The organism is Aureimonas sp. AU12, assembly GCF_001463705.1.
Taxonomy (GTDB): domain Bacteria; phylum Pseudomonadota; class Alphaproteobacteria; order Rhizobiales; family Rhizobiaceae; genus Aureimonas.
This window is the reverse complement of record NZ_BBWH01000044.1, coordinates 1-20,122: the sequence shown is the minus strand read 5'-3', so window position 1 is coordinate 20,122 and position 20,122 is coordinate 1. Positions and strand designations below refer to the sequence as shown.

Genomic DNA, 20,122 nt, shown 5'->3' with positions numbered 1-20,122 from the left:
GTCGCATGGGTGGTCCCCTCGAGTCGAGATTTGCTGCGGCGCACTCGCCGCTGCCGGGGACCTTCGGCTGGAATATGAACGAGCGGTATACGTTAAATGACGTAGACCGGTGCCGGCCGCCGCGGTCTAAGACCTTGAGTGCGGCGCAGGGCGTGCGTCCCCGATCGAAGGACCGACATGACAGGGCGGCAGCGCATCCTACCCGTCCGGCGCGAGTACAATCGCTGGGTCGCCAACCAGACGCTCGAAGACTACGCGCTGCGCTTCACCGCCAAGAAGGCCCGCCGCTGGACCGCGCCGCGCGTGTCGCAGACCGCGATCGGCGCCATCTCCTTCCTGGCGCTGGAGGCCGTGGGCGGTGCGATCACCCTTTCCTTCGGCTTCACCAACGCCGCCGCCGCCATCGTCGTGGTCGGCATTCTCCTGCTCCTGACCGGCATCCCGATCAGCCACTATGCGGCGAAATACGGCGTCGACATCGATCTCCTGACGCGCGGCGCGGGCTTCGGCTACATCGGCTCGACCATCACCTCGCTGATCTACGCCACCTTCACCTTCATCCTCTTCGCGGTCGAAGCCTCGATCATGACGGCCGCGCTGGAGCTCGCCTTCGGCATTCCGCTCTGGCTCGGCTACATCATCTCGGCCGTCGCCGTGGTGCCGCTGGTGACACATGGCGTCGCCTGGATCAGCCGGTTCCAGCTTCTCACCCAACCGATGTGGATCGTCCTCAACATCCTGCCGGTGGGGTTCATCCTATGGCAGGACTGGGGCTCGCTGGACGCCTGGGTGAACTTTCCCGGCCTCGACGATCCCGCCGGCGCCAACGCGCTCGACATCCTCAAGTTCGGCGCCGCCGCATCGGTGATCCTGGCGCTGATGCCGCAGATCGGCGAGCAGGTCGACATCCTGCGCTTCCTGCCGGCGCAGGAGGGCAAACCGTCGCGCTCCTGGTGGTTCGCGCTGTTCTCGGCCGGCCCCGGCTGGATCGTGCTGGGCGCGCCGAAGCTCTTCTTCGGGTCCTTCCTGGCGGTGCTGGCGCTGCGCTCGGGCGTCGCGCCCGAGCACGCCTCGGAACCCGCCTACATGTACGACATCGCGTTCGGCTTCGTCTTGCCCTCGCCCGTTGCCGCGGCGGTGCTGACGGCGGCTTTCGTCGTCGTGTCGCAACTCAAGATCAACGTGATGAACGCCTATGCGGGGTCGCTCGCCTGGTCGAACTTCTTCTCGCGCCTCACCCACAGCCATCCCGGCCGCGTCGTCTGGCTGGTCTTCAACGTCGCGATCGCGCTTCTTCTCATGGAGCTCGGAATCTACGGTGCGCTCGAGGTCACGTTCGGCCTCTTCGCCAATGTCGCGGTGGCATGGCTCGGCGCCATCGTCGCAGACCTCGCCATCAACAAGCCTCTCGGCCTGTCGCCCAAGGGCATCGAGTTCAAGCGGGCGCATCTCTACGATCTCAACCCCGTGGGGCTCGGCTCCATGGGGCTGGCGACGCTGATCTCGCTCATCGCCTTCGGCGGCTGGCTGGGCGAGACGGCGGAGGCGCTGTCGGCCTTCGTGGCGCTCGGCGTCGCCATGATCACTGCGCCTCTCATCGCCTACGCCACGGACGGGCGCTACTACCTTGCCCGCAAGCCGCGCACCGCCTGGAAGGACCGGGTGGAGATCGACTGCTCGATCTGCGAACACGCGTTCGAACCCGAGGACATGGCCTATTGCCCGGCCTATGCCGCGCCGATCTGCTCGCTCTGCTGCTCGCTCGACGCGCGCTGCCACGACCTCTGCAAGCCGCACGCCCGCTTTTCGGCGCAGGTCGCATCGGCGGCCCACGCCACCCTGCCGACAACCGTTGCACGACGGATCAACTCACGCCTCGGCCATTATCTCGGCGGGCTGACGCTGCTTGCCGCCATCATCTCCATCGTCCTCTCGATCATCTACTATCAGGCGATCCTCGCCAGCCCCGACGACACGGAGGTGATCGCCAAGGCGCTCTGGGCGGCGTTCTTCATCCTCCTCATCGTCGCCGGCATCTCGACCTGGTTCTTCGTGCTGGCGCAGGAGAGCCGGCGCGTCGCGCAGGAGGAATCCGCCCGCCAGACGACGCTGCTCCTGAAGGAAATCGAGGCGCACCGACGCACCGACGCAGCGCTGCAATCGGCCAAGGAGATGGCGGAGGCAGCGAGCCTCGCCAAGAGCCGCTACGTCGTCGGCATGAGCCACGAGCTGCGCACGCCGCTCAACGCCGTGCTCGGCTATGCGCAGCTTCTCGAACAGGATGCGGCGATCCCGCCTGCCAAGGTCGGCGGCATCCGCGTCATCCGACGATCTGCCGAGCACCTGTCGGGCCTGATCGACGGGCTTCTCGACATTTCCAAGATCGAGACCGGCCGTCTCCAGTTGCAGCGCGGCGAGGTGCAGCTCGCCGACTTCCTTGCCCAGCTCGTCGACATGTTCGCGCTGCAGGCCTCCGCCAAGGGCCTCGACTTCCGCTTCAACCGTCCGGCGGTCCTGCCCGAAACCGTGCGAACCGACGAGAAGCGCCTGCGGCAGATCCTCATCAACATCCTGTCGAACGCGGTGAAATACACCGAGCGCGGCAGCGTCACGTTCGACGTCGCCTATCGCAGCCAGGTGGCGACGCTCACCGTCACCGACACCGGGCCGGGCATTGCCGCCGACGAGTTGGCGCGGGTCTTCGAGCCGTTCGAGCGGGGCAGCGCGGCGCGCGGCAAGGCCCCGGGCCTCGGCCTCGGGCTGACGATCACGCGCCTTCTGGCCAACCTGATGGGCGGCGACGTCAAGGTCGAGAGCACCGCCGGCTTGGGCAGCCGCTTCGAGGTCAAGGTGATGCTGTCGGCCGTCGCCGGCAGCAACGGCCGGGCGGCGGCCAAGACGGCCGAACCCGCCGAACCGGTGCGCGGCTATCGCGGCGCGCGGCGCACGATCCTCGTGGTGGACGACGACGAGACCCATCGCGACCTCATGGTGGAGGTGCTGAGGCCGGTCGGCTTCATCGTCCTCACCGCCGCCGACGGGCCGACCGCGCTGTCGCTGGTGGCCGAGATCCGCCCCGACCTCTTCCTCCTCGACATCCAGATGCCGGGCATGGACGGCTGGACCCTCGCGCGGACGCTGCGGGCCGGCGGCCAGAGCGGCGCCATCCTCATGCTGTCGGCGACGCTCGCCGACACTCCTCTCGTTCCCGCCGAGGAGGATCTGGTGGTGCAGGGCATGGTGCCCAAGCCCTTCGACCTCCGCCAGTTGACGGCGCGCATCCGCGACACGCTGGACATCGAATGGACGAGCGCGGCGGAAGAGGATGCCAAGGCCCGCCCGGCACCCGCTGCGCCGATCGTCGCCCCGTCACCCGAGCACGTCGCCGAACTTCTCCAGCTCGGCCGGATCGGCTATGTCAGAGGGATCGAACAGAAGCTCGCGGCTCTGGAGGCCGATCCCATCATTCGCCCGTTCGCCGAAGACCTTCGGGTCCACGTCCGAAATTTCGACCTGAAGCGCTTCGTCGCCGTGCTGGAGGCGATCGGGGTTGAGTGACGCGCCGGGGGGCGGCGCGGCAACCGTGGGTAGCCGAGCCACTGGGGGTGGCCGGGAACGCGACATCATCCTCGTCGTCGACGATTCGCCCGATACGCTGCGCATGCTCACCGATGCGATCGAGCAGTCCGGGGCCACTGTGCTCGTGGCGCTCGACGGCGAGCAGGCGCTCGGCATCGCCGGCCATGTAACGCCCGACGTCGTGCTGATGGATGCGATCATGCCGGGCCTGGACGGGTTCGAGACCACGCGCCGGTTGAAGGCGGACGCGGCGCTTCGCCATGTGCCGGTGATCTTCATGACCGGCCTCACCGACACCGAGCACGTCGTAAAGGGGTTGGAGGCCGGCGGCGTCGACTACGTGACGAAGCCGATCGTGCCGGACGAGCTTCTGGCCCGCATCCGCGTCCATCTCGCCAATGCGCGCTCCGCGCAGAGCGCCCGCGCCGCGCTCGACACCGCCGGACGCTTCCTTCTGGCGACGGACGGGGCAGGCCGGGTGCTCTGGTCGACGCCGCAGGCGACGCGCCTGCTGCAGACCGCCCTTCCGAGCGCGGATGGCGCGATGCTGCTGCCGGAGGCGTTGCGCATCTGGCTCAGTCAAGGCGCGGGCTCGGGCGCGCCCCCCGCACCCATTGCCCTGCCCTCGCCCGCCGGCACCGAGCTGCAGCTCTCGTTCCTCGGCAAGGTCGGCGAAGACGAGCATCTCTTCCGGCTGACGGCCGATGATTCGGCCGGCGACGAGGCGCTTCTGCGCCAGCATTTCCCGCTGACGGCGCGGGAGGCCGACGTTCTGCTCTGGCTGGCGCGCGGCAAGTCGAACCGCGACATCGCCGAGATCCTGACGCTAAGCCCGCGCACCGTGAACAAGCATCTCGAGGTCGTCTTCGCCAAGCTCGGAGTCGAGAACCGAGCGTCCGCGACCTTCCTCGTGATGAAGACGCTGCGCGAGCGCTGACCCTCAGGCCGACGCGCCGCCGGGATAGAGCTGCCAGCGGCGCGGCAGCACGTTCAGCTCGGAGCCGGGCTCGCCGCCCTCGCCCGCCGGCATCTCCACCTCGATCCGCCGCCGGTCCTCGCCGAGCGCGAACTCGGAGAAGCGCGATCCCCCGGCGCGGCGCGACAGCGACACCGTGCCGCGAAGTGCGGGCGTACCGGGCGCTGCCGCCTCCAGATCGTGCGGACGCACGAACATCTGCCACTCGCCGTCCGCCTCGTCGGTGCGGCCGAGAACGATGTCGCGATAGGCGATCTCGCCTCCCCGCACCTTTACCGGCAGCGTGTTGGACTGGCCGATGAAGGAGAAGACGAAGGGCGAGGCCGGCCGGTCGTAGATGTCGTCGGCCGAGCCCACCTGCTCGATGCGCCCCTGGCTCATCACCACGACGCGGTCGGCGAGTTCCAGCGCCTCTTCCTGGTCATGCGTCACGAAGACGGTCGTGAGGCCGATCTTGTCGTGAAGCTCGCGCAGCCAGCGGCGCAGATCCTTGCGCACCTTGGCGTCCAGCGCGCCGAAGGGTTCGTCGAGCAGCAGCATGCGCGGTTCGATCGCCAATGCACGGGCCAATGCGACGCGCTGGCGTTGGCCGCCCGACAGCTGCTGCGGATAGCGATCTTCCAGGCCGGAGAGTTGCACGAGGTCGAGGAGCTCGCTTGCCCGGCGGCGGATCTCGGCCTTCGTCGGCCGCGTCTTCGAGTCCCGCACGCTGAGGCCGAAGCCGATATTTTCGGCCACCGTCATATGCTTGAACAGCGCGTAGTGCTGGAACATGAAGCCGACGTTGCGGTCCTGCACGCTCTTGGTCGAGGCATCCTCTTCGCCGAAGAAGATGCGGCCCGAGGTCGGGAACTCCAGCCCGGCGATGAGACGCAGCAGCGTCGTCTTGCCGGAGCCCGACGGCCCGAGCAGCGCGATCAGTTCCCCCGAGCGGATGTCGAGCGAGACGTCGTGCAGCGCTGGGTAGCGGTCGAATTCCTTACGGATGTTGCGGACGCGGATTTCCATGGGGTCGGTCCTTGGGGTCAGTGTCCGCCGCGCGAAGCGGCCATGTCGCCGGCGAAGCGCCATTCGAGGGCGGCTTTCAGGCACAGCGTGATGATGGCGAGGAAGGCAAGGATCGAGGCCACCGCGAAGGCCGCCGAGAAGGCGTACTCGTTGTAGAGGATCTCGACATGCAGCGGCATCGTGCTGGTCAGTCCGCGGATGCGGCCCGAGATCACCGACACCGCGCCGAATTCGCCCATGGCGCGGGCGTTGCAGAGCAGCACGCCGTAGAGCAGCGCCCAGCGCACGTTCGGCAGCGTCACGCGGAAGAAGGTCTTCCAGCCGGAAGCGCCCAGCGAAATCGCGGCCTCCTCGTCTCCGGTTCCCTGCTCCTGCATCAGCGGGATCAGCTCGCGCGCCACGAAGGGCAGCGTCACGAAGACGGTGGCAAGGACGATGCCCGGGAGCGCGAAGACGATCTGGATGCCGGTGCCCTGCAGGTACGGCGCGAGATAACCCTGCGCCCCGAAAAGTAGGATGTAGATCAGGCCCGCGATGACAGGCGAGACCGAGAACGGCAGGTCGATCATCGTGATCAGCAGCGCCTTGCCCTTGAACTCGAACTTGGCGATGGCCCAGGCCGCCGCCAACCCGAACACGAGGTTCATCGGCACCGCGATCGCGGCGACGAGCAGCGTCAGCTTGATCGCGGCTAGAGCGTCCGGCTCGACGATGGCGGCGATGTAGACGCCCAGCCCGTTGCGGAAGGCTTCCACGAACACCGCCACGAGCGGCAGGAAGAGGAAGAACCCGAGAAAGAGGAGCGCGATCGAGATCAGCGTCCACTTCACCCCGTCGCTTTCGGTGGTCACCGGCTTGCGCGGGGCGGTGGTGATTGTGGTGTCCACGGCGGAGAACGAAGCCTCAAGCACCAAGACCGTACCTCCTGCGGCTCCAAGCCTGGATCAGATTGATCGCCAGCAGCATGGCGAAAGAGATGAGCAGCATGATCGTCGCCACAGCCGTGGCTCCGCCGTAATTGAACTCCTCCAGCCGGATCACGATCAGAAGCGGCGCGATTTCCGACACGTAAGGGATGTTGCCGGCAATGAAGATGACCGAGCCGTACTCGCCGACCGAACGGGCGAGCGCCAGCGCGAAGCCGGTGAGAAGCGAGGGCATGATCGTCGGCAGGACGACGCGGGTCACGGTCTGGAAGCGGTTGGCGCCAAGGGTCGCGGCCGCCTGTTCCAGCTCGGCGTCGATCTCTTCCAGCACCGGCTGAACCGTTCGCACCACGAACGGCAGCGAGACGAAGACCAGCGCCACCACGATGCCGACCGGCGTGTAGGCGATCTTCATGCCGAGCGGCGCAAAGGCCTGCCCCACCCAGCCGTTCGGCGCGTAGAGCGCGGTGAGCGCGATGCCCGCGACGGCGGTCGGCAGCGCGAAGGGCAGATCGATGACCGCATCCACGAAGCGGCGCCCCGGAAAGCGGTAGCGAACGAGCACCCAGGCGACGAGCAGCCCGAACACCATGTTGATCAAGGCCGCAACGAGCGAGGCGCCGAACGACAGGCGCAGGGCCGCGAGCACCCGCGGATCGAAGGCCAGCGCCACGAACTGCGCCCAGCCCAGGCTGGCGCTGCGGAAGATCAGCGCCGACAGCGGCAGCAGCACGAGGATCGCGAGGTAGGAAAGCGTAAAGCCCAGCGCCAGGCCGAACCCTGGAATGACGCTGGGTGCCCGCAGGCGAAAGGGGGCGCTCATCGTGCGCGATGTCCCGTCATGTCGTGTCCCGTCCGAGGCTGGCCGTTGGTTGGCGCTGGGTGGCCACCGGCCCAGCATGTCGTGCAGACGATCGATCCGTCAATCGCATCGAACCTCCGGCCGCTGGGGGCCGGAGGTTCCTGGTGGAGGCGGACGAACGGAATGCGCGCGTCAGTTGCCGGGCTTGTAGATCTGGTCGAACACGCCGCCATCACCGAAATGCTGGGGCTGGACCTTGGCCCATCCGCCGAACTGCGCATCGTCGATCCCTACGAGTTCGACCTTCGGGAACCGGTCGAGCAGCGCCTTGTCGGTCACCGCATCGGGCGTCGACGGACGGTAGTAGTGCTTGGCCGCGATCGTCTGTCCCACGGGCGTATAGAGGTATTCGAGATAGGCCTGCGCGACCTCGCGCGTGCCCTTCGTGTCGACATTGCCATCGACCAGCGCCACCGGCGGCTCGGCGAGGATCGAGATCGAGGGAACGATGATCTCGAACTGGTCGGGCCCGAGTTCCTCGAGCGCCAGGAACGCCTCGTTCTCCCAGGCAAGCAGAACGTCGCCGATGCCGCGCTGCACGAATGTCGTGGTCGAGCCGCGGGCACCGGCATCCAGCACCGGCACGTGGCGGTAGATGTCGGAAACGAACTGCTGCGACTTGGCGGGGTCGTTACCGAAGGTCTTGTTGGCGTAGGCCCAGGCGGCCAGATAGTTCCAGCGCGCGCCGCCCGACGTCTTGGGGTTCGGCGTGATGACCTCGACGCCGTCCTTCACCAGATCGCCCCAATCCTTGATCGCCTTCGGATTGTCCTTGCGAACGAGGAAGACGATCGTCGACGTGTAGGGCGCCGAATTGTTCGGCAGGCGACCACGCCAGTCGGCCGGGATCTTCGACGTCGCCTTCGAGATCGCGTCGATATCGGCTTCCAGAGCCAGCGTCACGACGTCGGCGTCGAGCCCGTCGATCACGGTGCGGGCCTGCGCGCCCGAGCCGCCATGCGACATGCGGACGGCGACCGCGTCATGCCCTTCGGCCGCCCAGTGCTTGGAGAACTCGGCGTTGAAGTCGCGATAGAGTTCGCGCGTCGGATCGTAGGAGACGTTGAGAAGCGCCGTCTGCGCCAATGCCGGCATGGCGAGCGAGAGAATCGCGCCGAGGGCAAGGGTCGTCGTTCGAAGAGCGAGCATCGGTGAAATCCTACTGTTCCGGTAGGAATAGTGTTTGTCAGATCGCGATGTCGGTCAAGCCGCACCGGTCTCCCCCATTCGGGCGAACTGCCACGGGTTTTTCTCAAAGGCTGCGGTTTACGAAACGCCATGCCTTCCAGGGGTTAAAGAACGAGGGCGACGCTCCGGCGGGTCTCGAACTTGGGGAAGATATCGGGAAGTTTGCCCCTCGGCCGCGGACGGACGCGTGATCCGTCTAGGAGCGGCGATTCCCTCGTCACGGATCGCCTGCATGGAAAGCGGGCGTCTTATGCACCGAAAACTGTCTCAAAACTGAAATAAGATGCAGACAAGTCGGCGAAGCCGTTGCTCTCGCTACGCAAACCGGTACGCTCTCTTCGATCCGCACGCGTGCGATACATGCGGCGGACGACGCGATCCTTGGGAGGGACGGACCATGGACCAGCATTGGGATCCACTGAGCGCATGCCGCGGGCTGACGTTCGGTATGATGCTGTCGACCATCATGTGGCTGGCGGCGATCAATATCGGGCTGTCACTCTAGACCTTGGTCCGGGTGGGGCGCAGATCCGGGTCGGGATACGGCGCCCCGCGTTCTCATCGGTGAGATGATGGGCAAGCACTGCCTGTCCTGACGCAACGCGTGAGGACTTCGCAGGCATCGAATCCGTGCGATCTTTCGCGAAGGGCTGTCTTTTCCAGCCGTCTTTGCCTATAGCCAGCCATCGACAGGTGGCTCAGAGACGTTCGCCCGACTTCCTCCGCATGAATGCGGGGCGATCCGGGACATGTCGCATGTCCGACATGGCCGTTTGCGGCCGGGTTCGGGCTGCCGCCATTCCCGCAAGAACGGCACCATCGGCAACGATCGTGCAAGAGGACGCCCGTTGCCAGGAGCGTCCCAACCCAAGGACGACCCGGTGCCTTTCCGCCCGACCCATCCCGCTATTTCCGCCGCGCTCGAAGAGCGCAACTATGTCGATCCGACCCCGGTGCAGGACGCCGTTCTCGAGCCCGAAGCCGAGGGCCGCGATCTTCTCGTCTCCGCCCAGACCGGCTCCGGCAAGACCGTCGCTTACGGTCTCGCGCTCGTCTCGACCCTGCTCGGCGACGCCGACCGCCTGTCCGAGGCCGGCGAGCCGCTGGCGCTCGTCGTCGCGCCGACGCGCGAACTGGCGCTGCAGGTGCAGCGTGAACTCGAGTGGCTCTATGCCAAGACCGGCGCACGTGTCGTCACCTGCGTCGGCGGCATGGATCCGCGCGCCGAACAGAAGGCGCTCGCCCGCGGCGCCCATCTTGTCGTCGGCACCCCCGGTCGCCTGCGCGACCATCTGGAGCGCGGTCGCCTGCGCATCGGCAACCTGAAGGCCGTGGTTCTCGACGAAGCCGACGAGATGCTGAACCTCGGCTTCCGCGAGGATCTCGAGTTCATCCTCGAGGCGACGCCGGCCAGCCGCCGCACGCTGCTCTTCTCGGCCACCCTGCCGAAGTCGATCACCGCGATGACGAAGCGCTACCAGCGCGACGCCCTGCGCATCGAGGCCACGGCCGGCTCGACCAGCCACGTGGACATCGAGTATCGCGCGATCCGCATCGCTCCGACCGAGACCGAGCATGCGGTGGTCAACCTGCTGCGGCAGTCTGAGTCACCGTCCGCCATCGTGTTCTGCAACACGCGCGAGCAGGTGCGCCACCTCCACACCGGCCTTCTCGACCGTGGCTTCGCCGCCGTGGCGCTGTCGGGCGAACTGGGCCAGGCCGAGCGCAACCAGGCGCTCCAGTCGCTGCGGGACGGTCGCTCGCGCGTCTGCGTCGCCACCGACGTCGCCGCCCGCGGCATCGACCTGCCGAGCCTCGGGCTGGTGATTCATGCCGAATTGCCGAACGACGCCGAGACCCTGCAGCACCGGTCCGGCCGTACCGGCCGCGCCGGGCGCAAGGGCGTGTCGGTCCTGCTGGTGCCGCTGTCGAAGCGCCGCAAGGCCGAGCGCCTGCTGACCGATGCCCGCATCCGCCCGATCTGGAGTGCTGCGCCGTCGGCCGACGAGATCCGCGAACTCGACCGCGTCCGCCTCCTGTCGGATCCGATCTTGACCGAAGAGGCGAGCGAGGAAGATCTGGAGCTCGGTCGCGAACTCCTGCGCAAACGCCCAGCCGAGGAGATCGCCGCCGCTTTCGCGCGCGTCTATCGCCAGCGCCTCCCCGCACCGGAGGACATCTACGATCCCGGTACGCCGCGCGACTCGAAGGGTCCGCGCGAGCGCGACGAGGGCGCTCGTCCGGGTCGTCCCGAACGCGGCGAGAGCGATGGCCCGCGCGGGCGTCCGTCCGGTCCCTCCGTCTGGTTCCACCTGGACATCGGCCGCAACAACAATGCCGACCCGAAGTGGCTGCTGCCGCTGCTCTGCCGTCGCGGCAAGATCACGCGCGACGACATCGGCGCCATCCGCATCTTCGACAAGGAAACCAAGTTCGAGATCACCGAGGCCGTGGCGAAGAAATTCGCGGCAGCCGCCGAGGGCACGGACGACGACATCACGATCACCTATGCCGATGGCGCCCCGCCGGCCGGCAAGCCGGGCGATCGTCCCGGCCGCTCCAAGCCGCCGCAGCATCCCCGCACGTTCACGCGCAAGACCGACGATGCCGGTCCGCGCGGATCATTCAAGGCGCAGGGCAAGCCCCGCCGGCCGCGCCCCGCCAAGGATTGAGCCGCGCGCGAGATCGCGCTTCGCCGATCGATCGAAAGGCCGGACCCGATGGGTCCGGCCTTTTTTCGTTCAGCCTCTGGCGATCTCGAATGTTATGTTATAACAAAATGAAAATCGCCGAGAACGGATCCGATGCCGAGCCCCTTGTCCCCGTCCCGTTCCTCTATCCGGCCCTCCGCGCTGCGCCAGTCCGCAGCCGGCCGGCTGGCCGTCGTCGCTGGGCCGATCGTCGTCCTCTGGCTCCTCGTCGCGCTGACGCTGGCGCTCTGAGATGACGGCAGCCGTCGAACTTCACGACCTGACGCTCGCCTATCGTCGCCATCCGGCGGTGCATCATGTCAGCGGCCGATTCCACGAGGGATCGCTGACCGCCATCGTCGGGCCGAACGGAGCCGGCAAGTCGACGCTCCTCAAGGGCATCATGGGCCTCGTTCCCGTGTCGGAGGGCAGCATCCATCTGGCCGGCGTCTCGGCGCGGGACGTCGCCTATCTGCCGCAGGCCAACGACATCGACCGCAGCTTCCCGATCGACGTCATGGATCTCGTGGCGCTCGGTGCCTGGCGCCGCGTCGGCGTCTTCGGCCGGATCACCGGACGCCATCTCGACAAGGTGCTGGAGGCCATCCACGCCGTGGGGCTGGAAGGGTTCGAGCATCGGTCGATCGGCACCCTGTCCGGCGGCCAGCTTCAACGCGCGCTGTTTGCCCGGATGCTGGTTCAGGACGCGAAGCTGCTGCTGCTCGATGAGCCGTTCACCGCCATCGACGCCCGAACGACGTCGGATCTGGTGCGTCTCATGCAGGGTTGGCACGGAGAAGGCCGCACGATCATCGCCGTGCTGCACGATATCGAACTGGTGCGAGAGCATTTTCCCGAGACGCTGCTCATGGCCCGCGAACTGGTGGACTGGGGGCCGACCGACGCCGTGCTCACCGCCGACAAGCTGCGCAGCGCGCGCAACCTGAGCGAATCCTGGCTCGACGCCCCGCCGCGGATGGCGGCATGAGCCTCTACGACCTCGCGCTTGCCCCGTTCGTCGATTACGGCTTCATGCGCCGCGCCCTCGTCGGCTGCCTCGCCCTGTCGTTCGGCGCCTGCCCGCTCGGCGTCATGCTGGTGCTGCGCCGCATGAGCCTCGTCGGCGATGCCATGTCGCATGCGATCCTGCCGGGGGCCGCGGTGGGCTTCCTCCTCGCCGGTTTCTCGCTCTTCGCGATGACGATCGGCGGCATGATCACCGGCCTTCTCGTCGCCGTCCTCGCCGGCCTCGTCTCGCGCTTCACGCCGCTGAAGGAGGATGCGAGCTTCGCCGCCTTCTACTTGTCGTCACTCGGTCTCGGCGTGCTCCTCGTCTCCGTGAACGGCTCAAACGTCGATCTCCTCCATGTCCTGTTCGGCACGGTGCTGGCGCTCGACGATCCCGCGATCCTCCTGATGGCAGGCGTCGCGACCGTGACGCTCACCGTGCTCGCGCTGTTCTACCGCCCGCTCGTCGCCGAATGCCTCGATCCCGGCTTCCTGCGCGCGGTCGGCGGCGGCGGCGGCACCATCCACATGATGTTCGTCGTCCTCGTGGTGCTCAATCTCGTCGGCGGGTTCCAGGCGCTGGGAACGCTGATGGTGGTCGGCATCATGATGCTGCCGGCAGCCTCGGCGCGGTTCTGGTCGGAAAGCGTGACCGGCCAGATGGCGGTCTCCGGCCTCATCGGCATCGTCTCGTCGCTCGCCGGGCTGCTCGTCTCCTACCACCAGAACCTGCCGGCCTCGCCCGCCATCATCCTGTCCGCCAGCGTCGCCTACGCGGTGTCGGTCCTGTTCGGCCGGGTCGACAGCATCGCCGCCCGCTCCATCCGCCTTCGGCACCACCACTAGACCTCGTCAGGCAGGTTCAGCCTATCGCACCAACCCATCACCCCACCGCTCGCCGCTCGCGAACGGTGAAGGCTTTCGCATGCCCGGCGCTCGCCGGTCGAAACCCTCGCCGGCTAGGCTTTCGCCTAGCGGCGACATTCAGAGGAGTCCCTCCATGACGCTTCGTTCCCTCCGTCTCGCCCTCGCCTTCGGTGCGTCCGTCGCCGCGCTCTCGCCGGCCCTTGCGCAGGACCCGTTGAAGGTCGTCGCCTCCTTCTCGATCCTCGGCGACATGGTTCACGAGATCGGCGGCGACCATGTCGAGGTCACCACGCTCGTCGGTGCCAATGGTGACGCGCATGTCTTCGAGCCCTCGCCCAAGGATGCCCGCGCGCTCGGCGAGGCCAAGCTTCTTGTGGTCAACGGCCTGAATTTCGAAGGCTGGATGCCGCGCCTCGTCAAGACCTCGGAGTTCAAGGGCGAGACGGTGGTCGCCTCGAGCGGCGTGACGCCCCGCGCCTTCACGCCGGAGGAAACGGAAAAGGAAGAGGCCGAGACGCACGAAGCCCATGCCGATCATGCCGCCGAGGCCGGTCATGACCATGATCACGATCATGGCGCGGTCGATCCGCATGCCTGGCAGGACCTTCGCAACGGCGAGATCTATGCGCGCAACATCGCAGAAGGCCTCGCCAAGGCCGACCCTGAGAATGCCGCCGATTATCACGCCAAGGGCGAGGCTTACGTGGCGGAGCTGAAAGCGCTGGATACGCAGGTCCGCAGCGAACTCGCCGCCATTCCAGCCGAGCGTCGTAAAGTCGTGACCTCGCACGATGCCTTCGGCTATTTCGCCGGCAGCTATGGGATCCAGTTCATCGCGCCCGAAGGCGTCTCGACGGAATCGGAAGCCTCGGCGGGCGACGTTGCCAAGATCATCGACCAGATCCGGGCCGAGAAGATCACTGCGGTCTTTGTCGAAAACATCTCGGACACGCGGTTGATCGACCAGATCGCCCGCGAGACCGGCGCGCGCATCGGCGGCTCGCTCTTTTCCGATGCCTTGTCCGACGCCAACGGCCCGGCACCGACCTACGAGCAGATGTTCCGCTCGAATGCGGCCGAGATCGTCAAGGCTCTGAAGACGAGCTGAGGCTCAGCGAGCGCTCGACCGGATCGTCTCGCGTCAGCCGCAGACGGTCCGGTCGAGGAACATCGAGGTGCTGCTGCCCTGCAGCCGGTAGCGATACTCGACGCTGGAAATTTCGCGCGAGCGCAACGCCTTGCGCCAGAGCTTGCAGCGGCTGTCGCGATCGGCGTCGCGCACCATGCGAATATCGATACGCTCGTCGCCGGTGAAGGCGAGCGTCACGCGACGGCCGTCGAACTCGACGTCCTCCAGCACCGTGCCATCGGACTGGTCGGCCGGCAGCGTCGAGCGCATGTCGGCGATGCGGTCGCGCACCGTCCCGCCGGTGGGCGCAAAGGCGAAGGCGTCGATCCGGTCCGAAACGAGGTAGAGCGCGACGACGCTCAACCCTGCGAAACCGGCCATCTGTAGCTTTCGGTCACGAAACGCGTGCACTGCCGAAACTCCGACCAAGGGTATGAATTGAATCGATTTATGGTCGGGTTGCTGCGCTGCGACAACGGCGCGATCACGGCCGCTGCAGACTTATCCACAGGCTCGCCGGACTTGTGGATTACCGGCTCGAACGTTGCGAATGTCGCATTCGCAGACCCGCCGCGCGCTTCGGGGTGAGTCGGTCGATGCAGTGAGTGCAGGAGACCCCGGCCTCGAACGACGGCAGCTGCGTCTCCTCCGGCGTCAGCGGTTCGCCGCAGCCGAAGCAGCGGTGCCATTCCGCCTCTTCCAGCGCGTGGCCGACGGCGGTGCGCCCGTCGAAAACGTAGCACTCGCCCTCCCAGCGGCTCTCCTCCGCCGGCACGTCCTCCAGATATTGCAGGATGCCGCCCTTCAGATGGAACACCTCGTCGAACCCGTGGGCCAGCATGTAGGCAGAGGCTTTCTCGCATCGGATGCCGCCGGTGCAGAACATCGCGATCTTGCGATGCCGGGCAGGGTCCAGCGTCTCGGCCACGAAGTCCTTGAACTCGGTGAAGCTCTCGATGCCCGGATCGACCGCATTCCGGAACGTGCCGACGCGCGTCTCGTAGCGGTTGCGCGTGTCGAGCACGAGTACGTCGGGATCGGCGATCACCGCGTTCCAGTCCTGCGGGGTCACGTAGGTTCCCGCGCGCTCGTTCGGGTTGGCTTCGGGCGCGCGCATCGTGATGATTTCCGGCCGGATCCGCACCTTCAGCCGCGGGAACGGCCTGGCCGACGCCTGCGAAAACTTGAGCTCGCCCTGCCGGATGCCGAGCCGGCGATCGAGTTCGTCGATCACGTCGTCGATCGCGGCCTCCGATCCCGCGATCGTACCGTTGATGCCCTCGCCGGCCAGCAGCAGGGTTCCGCAGATCTCGCGCTGGGCGCAGAACGCGAGAAGCTCGCGCTTCATGGCGTCGAGGTCGCGGATCTCGGTGAAACGGTAGAGGGCGGCAACGGTCCAGGTCATCGCCTGCCTATATCGGGCGGGAGCGGCGGCATCAAACCGGGCCCGACTTGACTTCGCGCCCACGTGGCGCGACCTCGTTCGGCCATGAGCCTCACCCTCGATACGCATTTCGTGCCGGCCCACGGCGAAGCGGTCCCGGTCGCGCCGAACATCCTGCGCATCACCGCCCCCAACGCCGGCCCCATGACCTTTCACGGCACCAACAGCTACGTCGTGGGCTCCACGAGCGTCGTGGTGATCGATCCCGGTCCCGACGATCCCGCCCATCTGCAAACGCTGCTCGCCGCCATCGCGGGCCGGCCGGTCGATGCCATCCTCGCCACCCACACCCATCTCGACCACACCGGCCTTGCCCATGCGCTGGCAGCGAAGACAGGCGCGCCGCTCATCGGCGAGGGGATTCACCGCACCTCGCGCTCATTGCGCGAGGGCGAGCGCAACCTCCTCGACGCCGCCGCCGACCGAAGCTTCGTGCCCGACCGGCGGCTGACCGACCGCGAGGTTGCGGAGTGGCCGGCAGGCCGCTTCCGGGCGGTGGCGACACCCGGACACACGGCCAATCACATGGCCTTCGCGCTGGAAGGGACCGGCCTCCTCTTTTCCGGCGACCACGTCATGGCATGGGCGACAAGCGTCGTCGCGCCGCCGGACGGGCGGATGGCCGACTTCATGACTTCGCTCGACCGCCTGCTGGAGCGCGACGACACGACCTATCTGCCGGGACATGGCGGGCCGGTGGAGCGACCGCAGGCGTTCGTGCGGGCACTGCGCACCCATCGTCGCATGCGCGAGGGCGCGATCCTCGCCCGCATCCGGGCGGGCGACCGGACCATCCCGGCCATCGTCGCGCAGATCTACCGCAGCACCGATCCGCGTCTCCACGGCGCGGCTGGCCTCTCGGTGCTCGCGCATCTCGAAGATCTTGCGGAACGCGGGCTCATCGCGACCGAAGGCCCGGTGGCGATCGACGCGGTCTTCACCCCCGCCTGAGCCCTCAGCTTTCCGGCGTCACGCCTTCGAGCACGTTCATCGCCGCCTCGAGGCGCGTGAAGAAGCCCTGTACAATCCGGCGGTTCTGCCCGAGATCGCGCTCCAGCGTACGGGAGGCCGAGCGCATGTCGACGAACGTCGTGTCGCCGTCTTCCGCGATGCGGATCGTCACGTCGCTCGGCAGGGCCAGGATCGGCGAGTAGGCGATGGCCTGAATCGTGTACTCGTCGGCATCGGGCACGGCGAACCGATCATAGGGCTCGGCGGGATCGACGCTGTCGCGCGGCGTCGGCAGCGGAACCAGCACCGTGCCGCTGACGCCGAGATCCGCGTCGTCGGCGCGGGGCATCGCCGAGGTCGCGACATCGACGATCTCCATGCCGCTCGCCTCGATGGCGGTGCGCGCCGCGCCGTAGACGACCGAAGCGGTGGCCCGAAAATCCTGCCCGACGAGCACGTCCTTCGCCGCGGCGTCCGGCATCGCCGCGGGCATGTCCGAGACGGTCGCGGCGGCTGTCGTCAGGCCGGTGGTCTCGGCGGCGTTGCCGTCGGGATACTCGGCGAAAAGCGCGGCGATCCCGACGAAGGGCAGCACGGCCAGACAACCGACGGCGAAGGCCGCGACGGCGCGCCCGCCGCCATAGGCGCCGCGATGCCAAACGCGGGCGATCGCGTAGATCGCCAGAAGAAGACCCGTCAAGGCGAGAAGCGCGGCGAGCGCAAGCGACCAGGAGAGGGTTTCCTGATCGAGCAGATGCAGGCGGAAAAACGCGATCGAGACGGGGATGAGCACGAGAGCGAAGGCACCGAGCGACCACGCGATCCCCGCCGATCGCGCCCGCGTTCTCAGGTAATGTCCGGCCACCGCGGTTCCGCCTCGCGCCTCAAGATCCTGGAGGCAGTCCTATCAGGTCGCCTCCGCGCGCAACAGTTCGCTCAAGCCGTCGGCAGGCGGTAATCGGCGAACTGTTGGCGCAGGGCCATCTTCTGGATCTTGCCGGTGGCGGTGTGCGGGATCTCCTCGACGAAGGCGATGTCGTCCGGCATCCACCATTTCGCAACCTTGCCGGCCAGGAACTCGAGCAATGCCTCGCGCGACACGTCGGTGCCCTCGCGGCGCACCACGACGAGCAGCGGGCGCTCGTCCCATTTGGGATGGGCGACGCCGATCACCGCGGCCTCCTGCACGTCGGGGTGGCCGACCGCGAGGTTTTCGAGGTCGATCGTCGAGATCCACTCGCCGCCCGACTTGATGACGTCCTTGGCCCGGTCGGTGATCTGCATCGTGCCGTTCGCGTCGATATGGGCGACGTCGCCGGTATCGAACCAGCCTTCCGCGTCGAACGCCTCCTGTCCCGACCCGCCGTGATAGGCGCTGGAGACGGCAGGGCCGCGCACCTTCAGCCGGCCGAAGGTGCGCCCGTCGCGCGGCAGCTCGCGGTTCTCGTCGTCCGTCACCTTCATCTCGACGCCGAAGGGCACCTGCCCCTGCTTCTGCTTGCGGTCGAAGAGTTCGGCGCCCGTCTGGTGTCCGGTTTCGGGCTTGGCGGTGTTGAGCGTGCCGAGCGGGCTGGTCTCGGTCATGCCCCAGGCATGGACGACCTCGACGCCGTAGCGGGTCTCGAAGGCCTCCGTCACGACGCGCGGGCACGCGGCACCGCCGATCACGACGCGGCCGAGATCCGGCAGCGCCCCGCCGGTCTTCTCCAGATGCTGCAGGAGCATCAGCCAGACCGTGGGAACGGCGGCGGAGAAGGTCACCCGCTCGCCGACGAGCAACTCGCAGATCGAGGCGCCGTCCATCTTCGGGCCGGGCAGGATCATCGTCGCGCCGACCATCGGGCACGAGAAGGCGATACCCCAACCGTTGGCGTGGAAGAGTGGCACGACCGGCATGGCCCGCGACATCGACGAGAGGTTCATCGCGTCCGGCTGAATGGCGATGAAGGAATGCAGGATGTTCGAGCGATGCGAATAGACGACGCCCTTCGGGCTGCCCGTCGTGCCCGACGTGTAGCACATGCCAGCGGCGTCTCGCTCGTCCATGGCGACCCAGCGGAAGTCCTCGTCGGCTTCCGCCAGCCAGTCCTCGTAGGCGACGACGTCGAGCGTCGTTTGCGGCAGATGGGCGGCATCGGTGAGGACGACGATCCGCTTCAGGCTGGGAACGCGCGGCGCGATGGCCTCGAGAATCGGCAGGAAGGTCAGGTCGGCGAAGACCATGCGGTCTTGCGCGTCGTTCATGATCCAGGCGATCTGGTCCGGGAACAGGCGTGGATTGAGCGTGTGATAGACCGCGCCGACGCCGAGGATGCCGTACCAGCATTCGAGATGGCGCCACGTGTTCCAGGCCATCGTGGCGATCCGGTCGCCGCGGCCGACACCTTCCATCTCGAGGCGCTTGGCAAGCTGCAGCGCGCGGGTGCGCACCGTGCGGTAGTTCGTCCGGTGGATCGGCCCCTCGACGGACCGGGAGACGACCTCGCGACCCCCGTGATTCTCGGCGGCGTGGTCGATCACCTTCGTGCAGAGAAGCGGCCAGTCCTGCATCAGTCCGAGCATGCGATATCGTCCTCCCGATGCGCCGTTGCCCGGCGCTTGGGGTGAGGATTTCGGTTCGCGTCCTCTTTGTCCAGTTCGCGCGCGCGCCCGGCCTTCACGAAGCCGCGCTCGAAGCTCCCGTCAGATACGGCCGCGGGTCTTCGGCGCGGCGGCGGCGCGCAGGGCGCGTTCGAAGCGAATCGCGGCCTGCGCGGCGGCGAGCCGGGCGATCGGCACGCGGTAGGGCGAGCACGAGACGTAGTCGAGGCCGGTCTGCTCGAAGAAGGCGATGGAGGTGGGATCGCCTCCCTGCTCGCCGCAGACGCCGAGCGAGATGTCGGGCCGGGTGCGCCGCGCCTTCTCGACACCCATCGCGATCAACTCGCCGACGCCCTCGATGTCGAGCGACTGGAACGGATCGCGCTCGATGATGCCCTGACGCTCGTAGGTCGAGAGGAAGTTGGCCGCGTCGTCGCGCGAGATGCCGTAGACGGTCTGCGTCAGGTCGTTGGTGCCGAAGGAGAAGAAATCCGCGACCTCGGCGATCGTGTCGGCGCGCACGATGGCGCGCGGCAGTTCGATCATCGTGCCGACGAGATAGGTGAAGCTCTTGCCGCGCTCGGCGATCACGAGTTCGGCCACCTCGTCGATGCGCGCCTTGACGAAGTCGAGCTCCTTACGAAGCCCGACCAACGGCACCATGATCTCGGGAACCACGGCCTTGCCCTTGCGCTCGCCCGCCTCGATGGCCGCTTCGAAGATCGCACGCGCCTGCATCTCGACGATCTCGGGATGCGAGATCGCGAGGCGGCAGCCGCGGTGGCCGAGCATCGGGTTGAATTCGTGCAGCGCCTCGATCCGCTCCGTCACCACCTCGACGCTGATCCCCAGCATCACGGCCGTCTCGGCGATCTCCTGCTCGCCCTTCGGCAGGAACTCGTGCAGCGGCGGGT

Annotated in this window: 17 protein-coding genes; 8 read left to right on the top strand and 9 right to left on the bottom strand. The window is 67.4% G+C overall.

What is annotated here, in order from left to right; genetic code table 11:
- Positions 1–177: 177 nt before the first annotated feature.
- Together AUL33_RS17995 and AUL33_RS17990 are read left to right on the top strand one after the other, a co-directional pair.
- Positions 178–3,558 (top strand): ATP-binding protein, encoded by a 3,381-nt coding sequence (locus AUL33_RS17995; protein WP_062211516.1) that lies wholly within the window; start codon positions 178–180, stop codon positions 3,556–3,558.
- A 25-nt stretch (positions 3,559–3,583) separates the two neighbouring features.
- Complete coding sequence (locus AUL33_RS17990) at positions 3,584–4,516, top strand: response regulator (RefSeq protein WP_062211513.1); 933 nt, start codon at positions 3,584–3,586, stop codon at positions 4,514–4,516.
- 3 nt (positions 4,517–4,519) lie between these two features.
- Here AUL33_RS17990 and AUL33_RS17985 read toward each other — a convergent pair whose 3' ends face one another.
- The 4 genes from AUL33_RS17985 to AUL33_RS17970 all read right to left on the bottom strand — a co-directional run bounded on the left by AUL33_RS17985 (position 4,520) and on the right by AUL33_RS17970 (position 8,500).
- Positions 4,520–5,563, bottom strand: a complete 1,044-nt coding sequence (locus AUL33_RS17985) for a sulfate/molybdate ABC transporter ATP-binding protein (protein ID WP_062211510.1) — start codon at positions 5,561–5,563, stop codon at positions 4,520–4,522.
- Between the two features lie 17 nt (positions 5,564–5,580).
- Entirely contained in the window at positions 5,581–6,450 is an 870-nt protein-coding gene (gene cysW / locus AUL33_RS17980; protein WP_374754446.1) for a sulfate ABC transporter permease subunit CysW, read from the bottom strand.
- 16 nt (positions 6,451–6,466) lie between these two features.
- The gene (gene cysT / locus AUL33_RS17975) at positions 6,467–7,312 is read right to left on the bottom strand and encodes a sulfate ABC transporter permease subunit CysT (protein ID WP_062211506.1); all 846 of its coding nucleotides are present in this window, start codon (positions 7,310–7,312) and stop codon (positions 6,467–6,469) included.
- Between the two features lie 171 nt (positions 7,313–7,483).
- Positions 7,484–8,500, bottom strand: a complete 1,017-nt coding sequence (locus tag AUL33_RS17970; protein ID WP_062211503.1) for a sulfate ABC transporter substrate-binding protein — start codon at positions 8,498–8,500, stop codon at positions 7,484–7,486.
- Positions 8,501–9,420: 920 nt separating this feature from the next.
- Between AUL33_RS17970 and AUL33_RS17965 the strand changes: the two genes are divergently transcribed.
- From AUL33_RS17965 to AUL33_RS17950, 5 genes are all read left to right on the top strand, one after another.
- Positions 9,421–11,211: a DEAD/DEAH box helicase gene (locus AUL33_RS17965; protein ID WP_062211499.1), complete on the top strand. Its 1,791-nt coding sequence runs from the start codon at positions 9,421–9,423 to the stop codon at positions 11,209–11,211.
- Between the two features lie 132 nt (positions 11,212–11,343).
- A complete protein-coding gene (locus AUL33_RS22310; protein ID WP_156419479.1) occupies positions 11,344–11,481 on the top strand; it encodes a hypothetical protein in 138 nt (45 codons plus the stop codon).
- 1 nt (position 11,482) lies between these two features.
- Positions 11,483–12,217: a metal ABC transporter ATP-binding protein gene (locus tag AUL33_RS17960; protein ID WP_062211496.1), complete on the top strand. Its 735-nt coding sequence runs from the start codon at positions 11,483–11,485 to the stop codon at positions 12,215–12,217.
- The gene (locus AUL33_RS17955; protein WP_062211492.1) at positions 12,214–13,083 is read left to right on the top strand and encodes a metal ABC transporter permease; all 870 of its coding nucleotides are present in this window, start codon (positions 12,214–12,216) and stop codon (positions 13,081–13,083) included. Before AUL33_RS17960 ends, AUL33_RS17955 begins: the two co-directional genes overlap by 4 nt.
- 154 nt (positions 13,084–13,237) lie before the next feature.
- Positions 13,238–14,212 (top strand): metal ABC transporter substrate-binding protein, encoded by a 975-nt coding sequence (locus AUL33_RS17950; protein WP_062211489.1) that lies wholly within the window; start codon positions 13,238–13,240, stop codon positions 14,210–14,212.
- 33 nt (positions 14,213–14,245) lie between these two features.
- Here AUL33_RS17950 and AUL33_RS17945 read toward each other — a convergent pair whose 3' ends face one another.
- Entirely contained in the window at positions 14,246–14,614 is a 369-nt protein-coding gene (locus AUL33_RS17945; RefSeq protein ID WP_062211487.1) for a hypothetical protein, read from the bottom strand.
- A 148-nt stretch (positions 14,615–14,762) separates the two neighbouring features.
- Entirely contained in the window at positions 14,763–15,638 is an 876-nt protein-coding gene (locus tag AUL33_RS17940; protein WP_062211484.1) for a rhodanese-related sulfurtransferase, read from the bottom strand.
- Positions 15,639–15,722: 84 nt separating this feature from the next.
- Between AUL33_RS17940 and AUL33_RS17935 the strand changes: the two genes are divergently transcribed.
- Positions 15,723–16,628 carry an MBL fold metallo-hydrolase gene (locus AUL33_RS17935; RefSeq protein WP_062211481.1) on the top strand — a complete coding sequence of 302 codons (906 nt, stop codon included), beginning with the start codon at positions 15,723–15,725 and terminating at the stop codon, positions 16,626–16,628.
- Positions 16,629–16,632: 4 nt separating this feature from the next.
- On the opposite strand, the gene AUL33_RS17930 is transcribed toward AUL33_RS17935, so the two are convergent.
- The 3 genes from AUL33_RS17930 to AUL33_RS17920 form a co-directional block, all read right to left on the bottom strand.
- Positions 16,633–17,493 (bottom strand): DUF1499 domain-containing protein, encoded by an 861-nt coding sequence (locus AUL33_RS17930; RefSeq protein WP_062211479.1) that lies wholly within the window; start codon positions 17,491–17,493, stop codon positions 16,633–16,635.
- Between the two features lie 71 nt (positions 17,494–17,564).
- A complete protein-coding gene (locus tag AUL33_RS17925) occupies positions 17,565–19,190 on the bottom strand; it encodes a long-chain-fatty-acid--CoA ligase (RefSeq protein WP_062211476.1) in 1,626 nt (541 codons plus the stop codon).
- A 120-nt stretch (positions 19,191–19,310) separates the two neighbouring features.
- On the bottom strand, positions 19,311–20,122 hold an 812-nt coding region (locus AUL33_RS17920), incomplete at its 5' end, for a putative PEP-binding protein (RefSeq protein WP_304491499.1).

Excerpts from the sequence above, each read along its gene's own strand:
- AUL33_RS17995 (WP_062211516.1), top strand. The coding sequence starts at position 178 with ATGACAGGGCGGCAGCGCATCCTACCCGTCCGGCGCGAGTACAATCGC.
- AUL33_RS17985 (WP_062211510.1), bottom strand. The coding sequence starts at position 5,563 with ATGGAAATCCGCGTCCGCAACATCCGTAAGGAATTCGACCGCTACCCA.
- cysT (WP_062211506.1), bottom strand. The coding sequence starts at position 7,312 with ATGAGCGCCCCCTTTCGCCTGCGGGCACCCAGCGTCATTCCAGGGTTC.
- AUL33_RS17970 (WP_062211503.1), bottom strand. The coding sequence starts at position 8,500 with ATGCTCGCTCTTCGAACGACGACCCTTGCCCTCGGCGCGATTCTCTCG.
- AUL33_RS22310 (WP_156419479.1), top strand. The coding sequence starts at position 11,344 with ATGCCGAGCCCCTTGTCCCCGTCCCGTTCCTCTATCCGGCCCTCCGCG.
- AUL33_RS17960 (WP_062211496.1), top strand. The coding sequence starts at position 11,483 with ATGACGGCAGCCGTCGAACTTCACGACCTGACGCTCGCCTATCGTCGC.
- AUL33_RS17955 (WP_062211492.1), top strand. The coding sequence starts at position 12,214 with ATGAGCCTCTACGACCTCGCGCTTGCCCCGTTCGTCGATTACGGCTTC.
- AUL33_RS17950 (WP_062211489.1), top strand. The coding sequence starts at position 13,238 with ATGACGCTTCGTTCCCTCCGTCTCGCCCTCGCCTTCGGTGCGTCCGTC.
- AUL33_RS17945 (WP_062211487.1), bottom strand. The coding sequence starts at position 14,614 with ATGGCCGGTTTCGCAGGGTTGAGCGTCGTCGCGCTCTACCTCGTTTCG.
- AUL33_RS17940 (WP_062211484.1), bottom strand. The coding sequence starts at position 15,638 with ATGACCTGGACCGTTGCCGCCCTCTACCGTTTCACCGAGATCCGCGAC.
- AUL33_RS17935 (WP_062211481.1), top strand. The coding sequence starts at position 15,723 with ATGAGCCTCACCCTCGATACGCATTTCGTGCCGGCCCACGGCGAAGCG.
- AUL33_RS17925 (WP_062211476.1), bottom strand. The coding sequence starts at position 19,190 with ATGCTCGGACTGATGCAGGACTGGCCGCTTCTCTGCACGAAGGTGATC.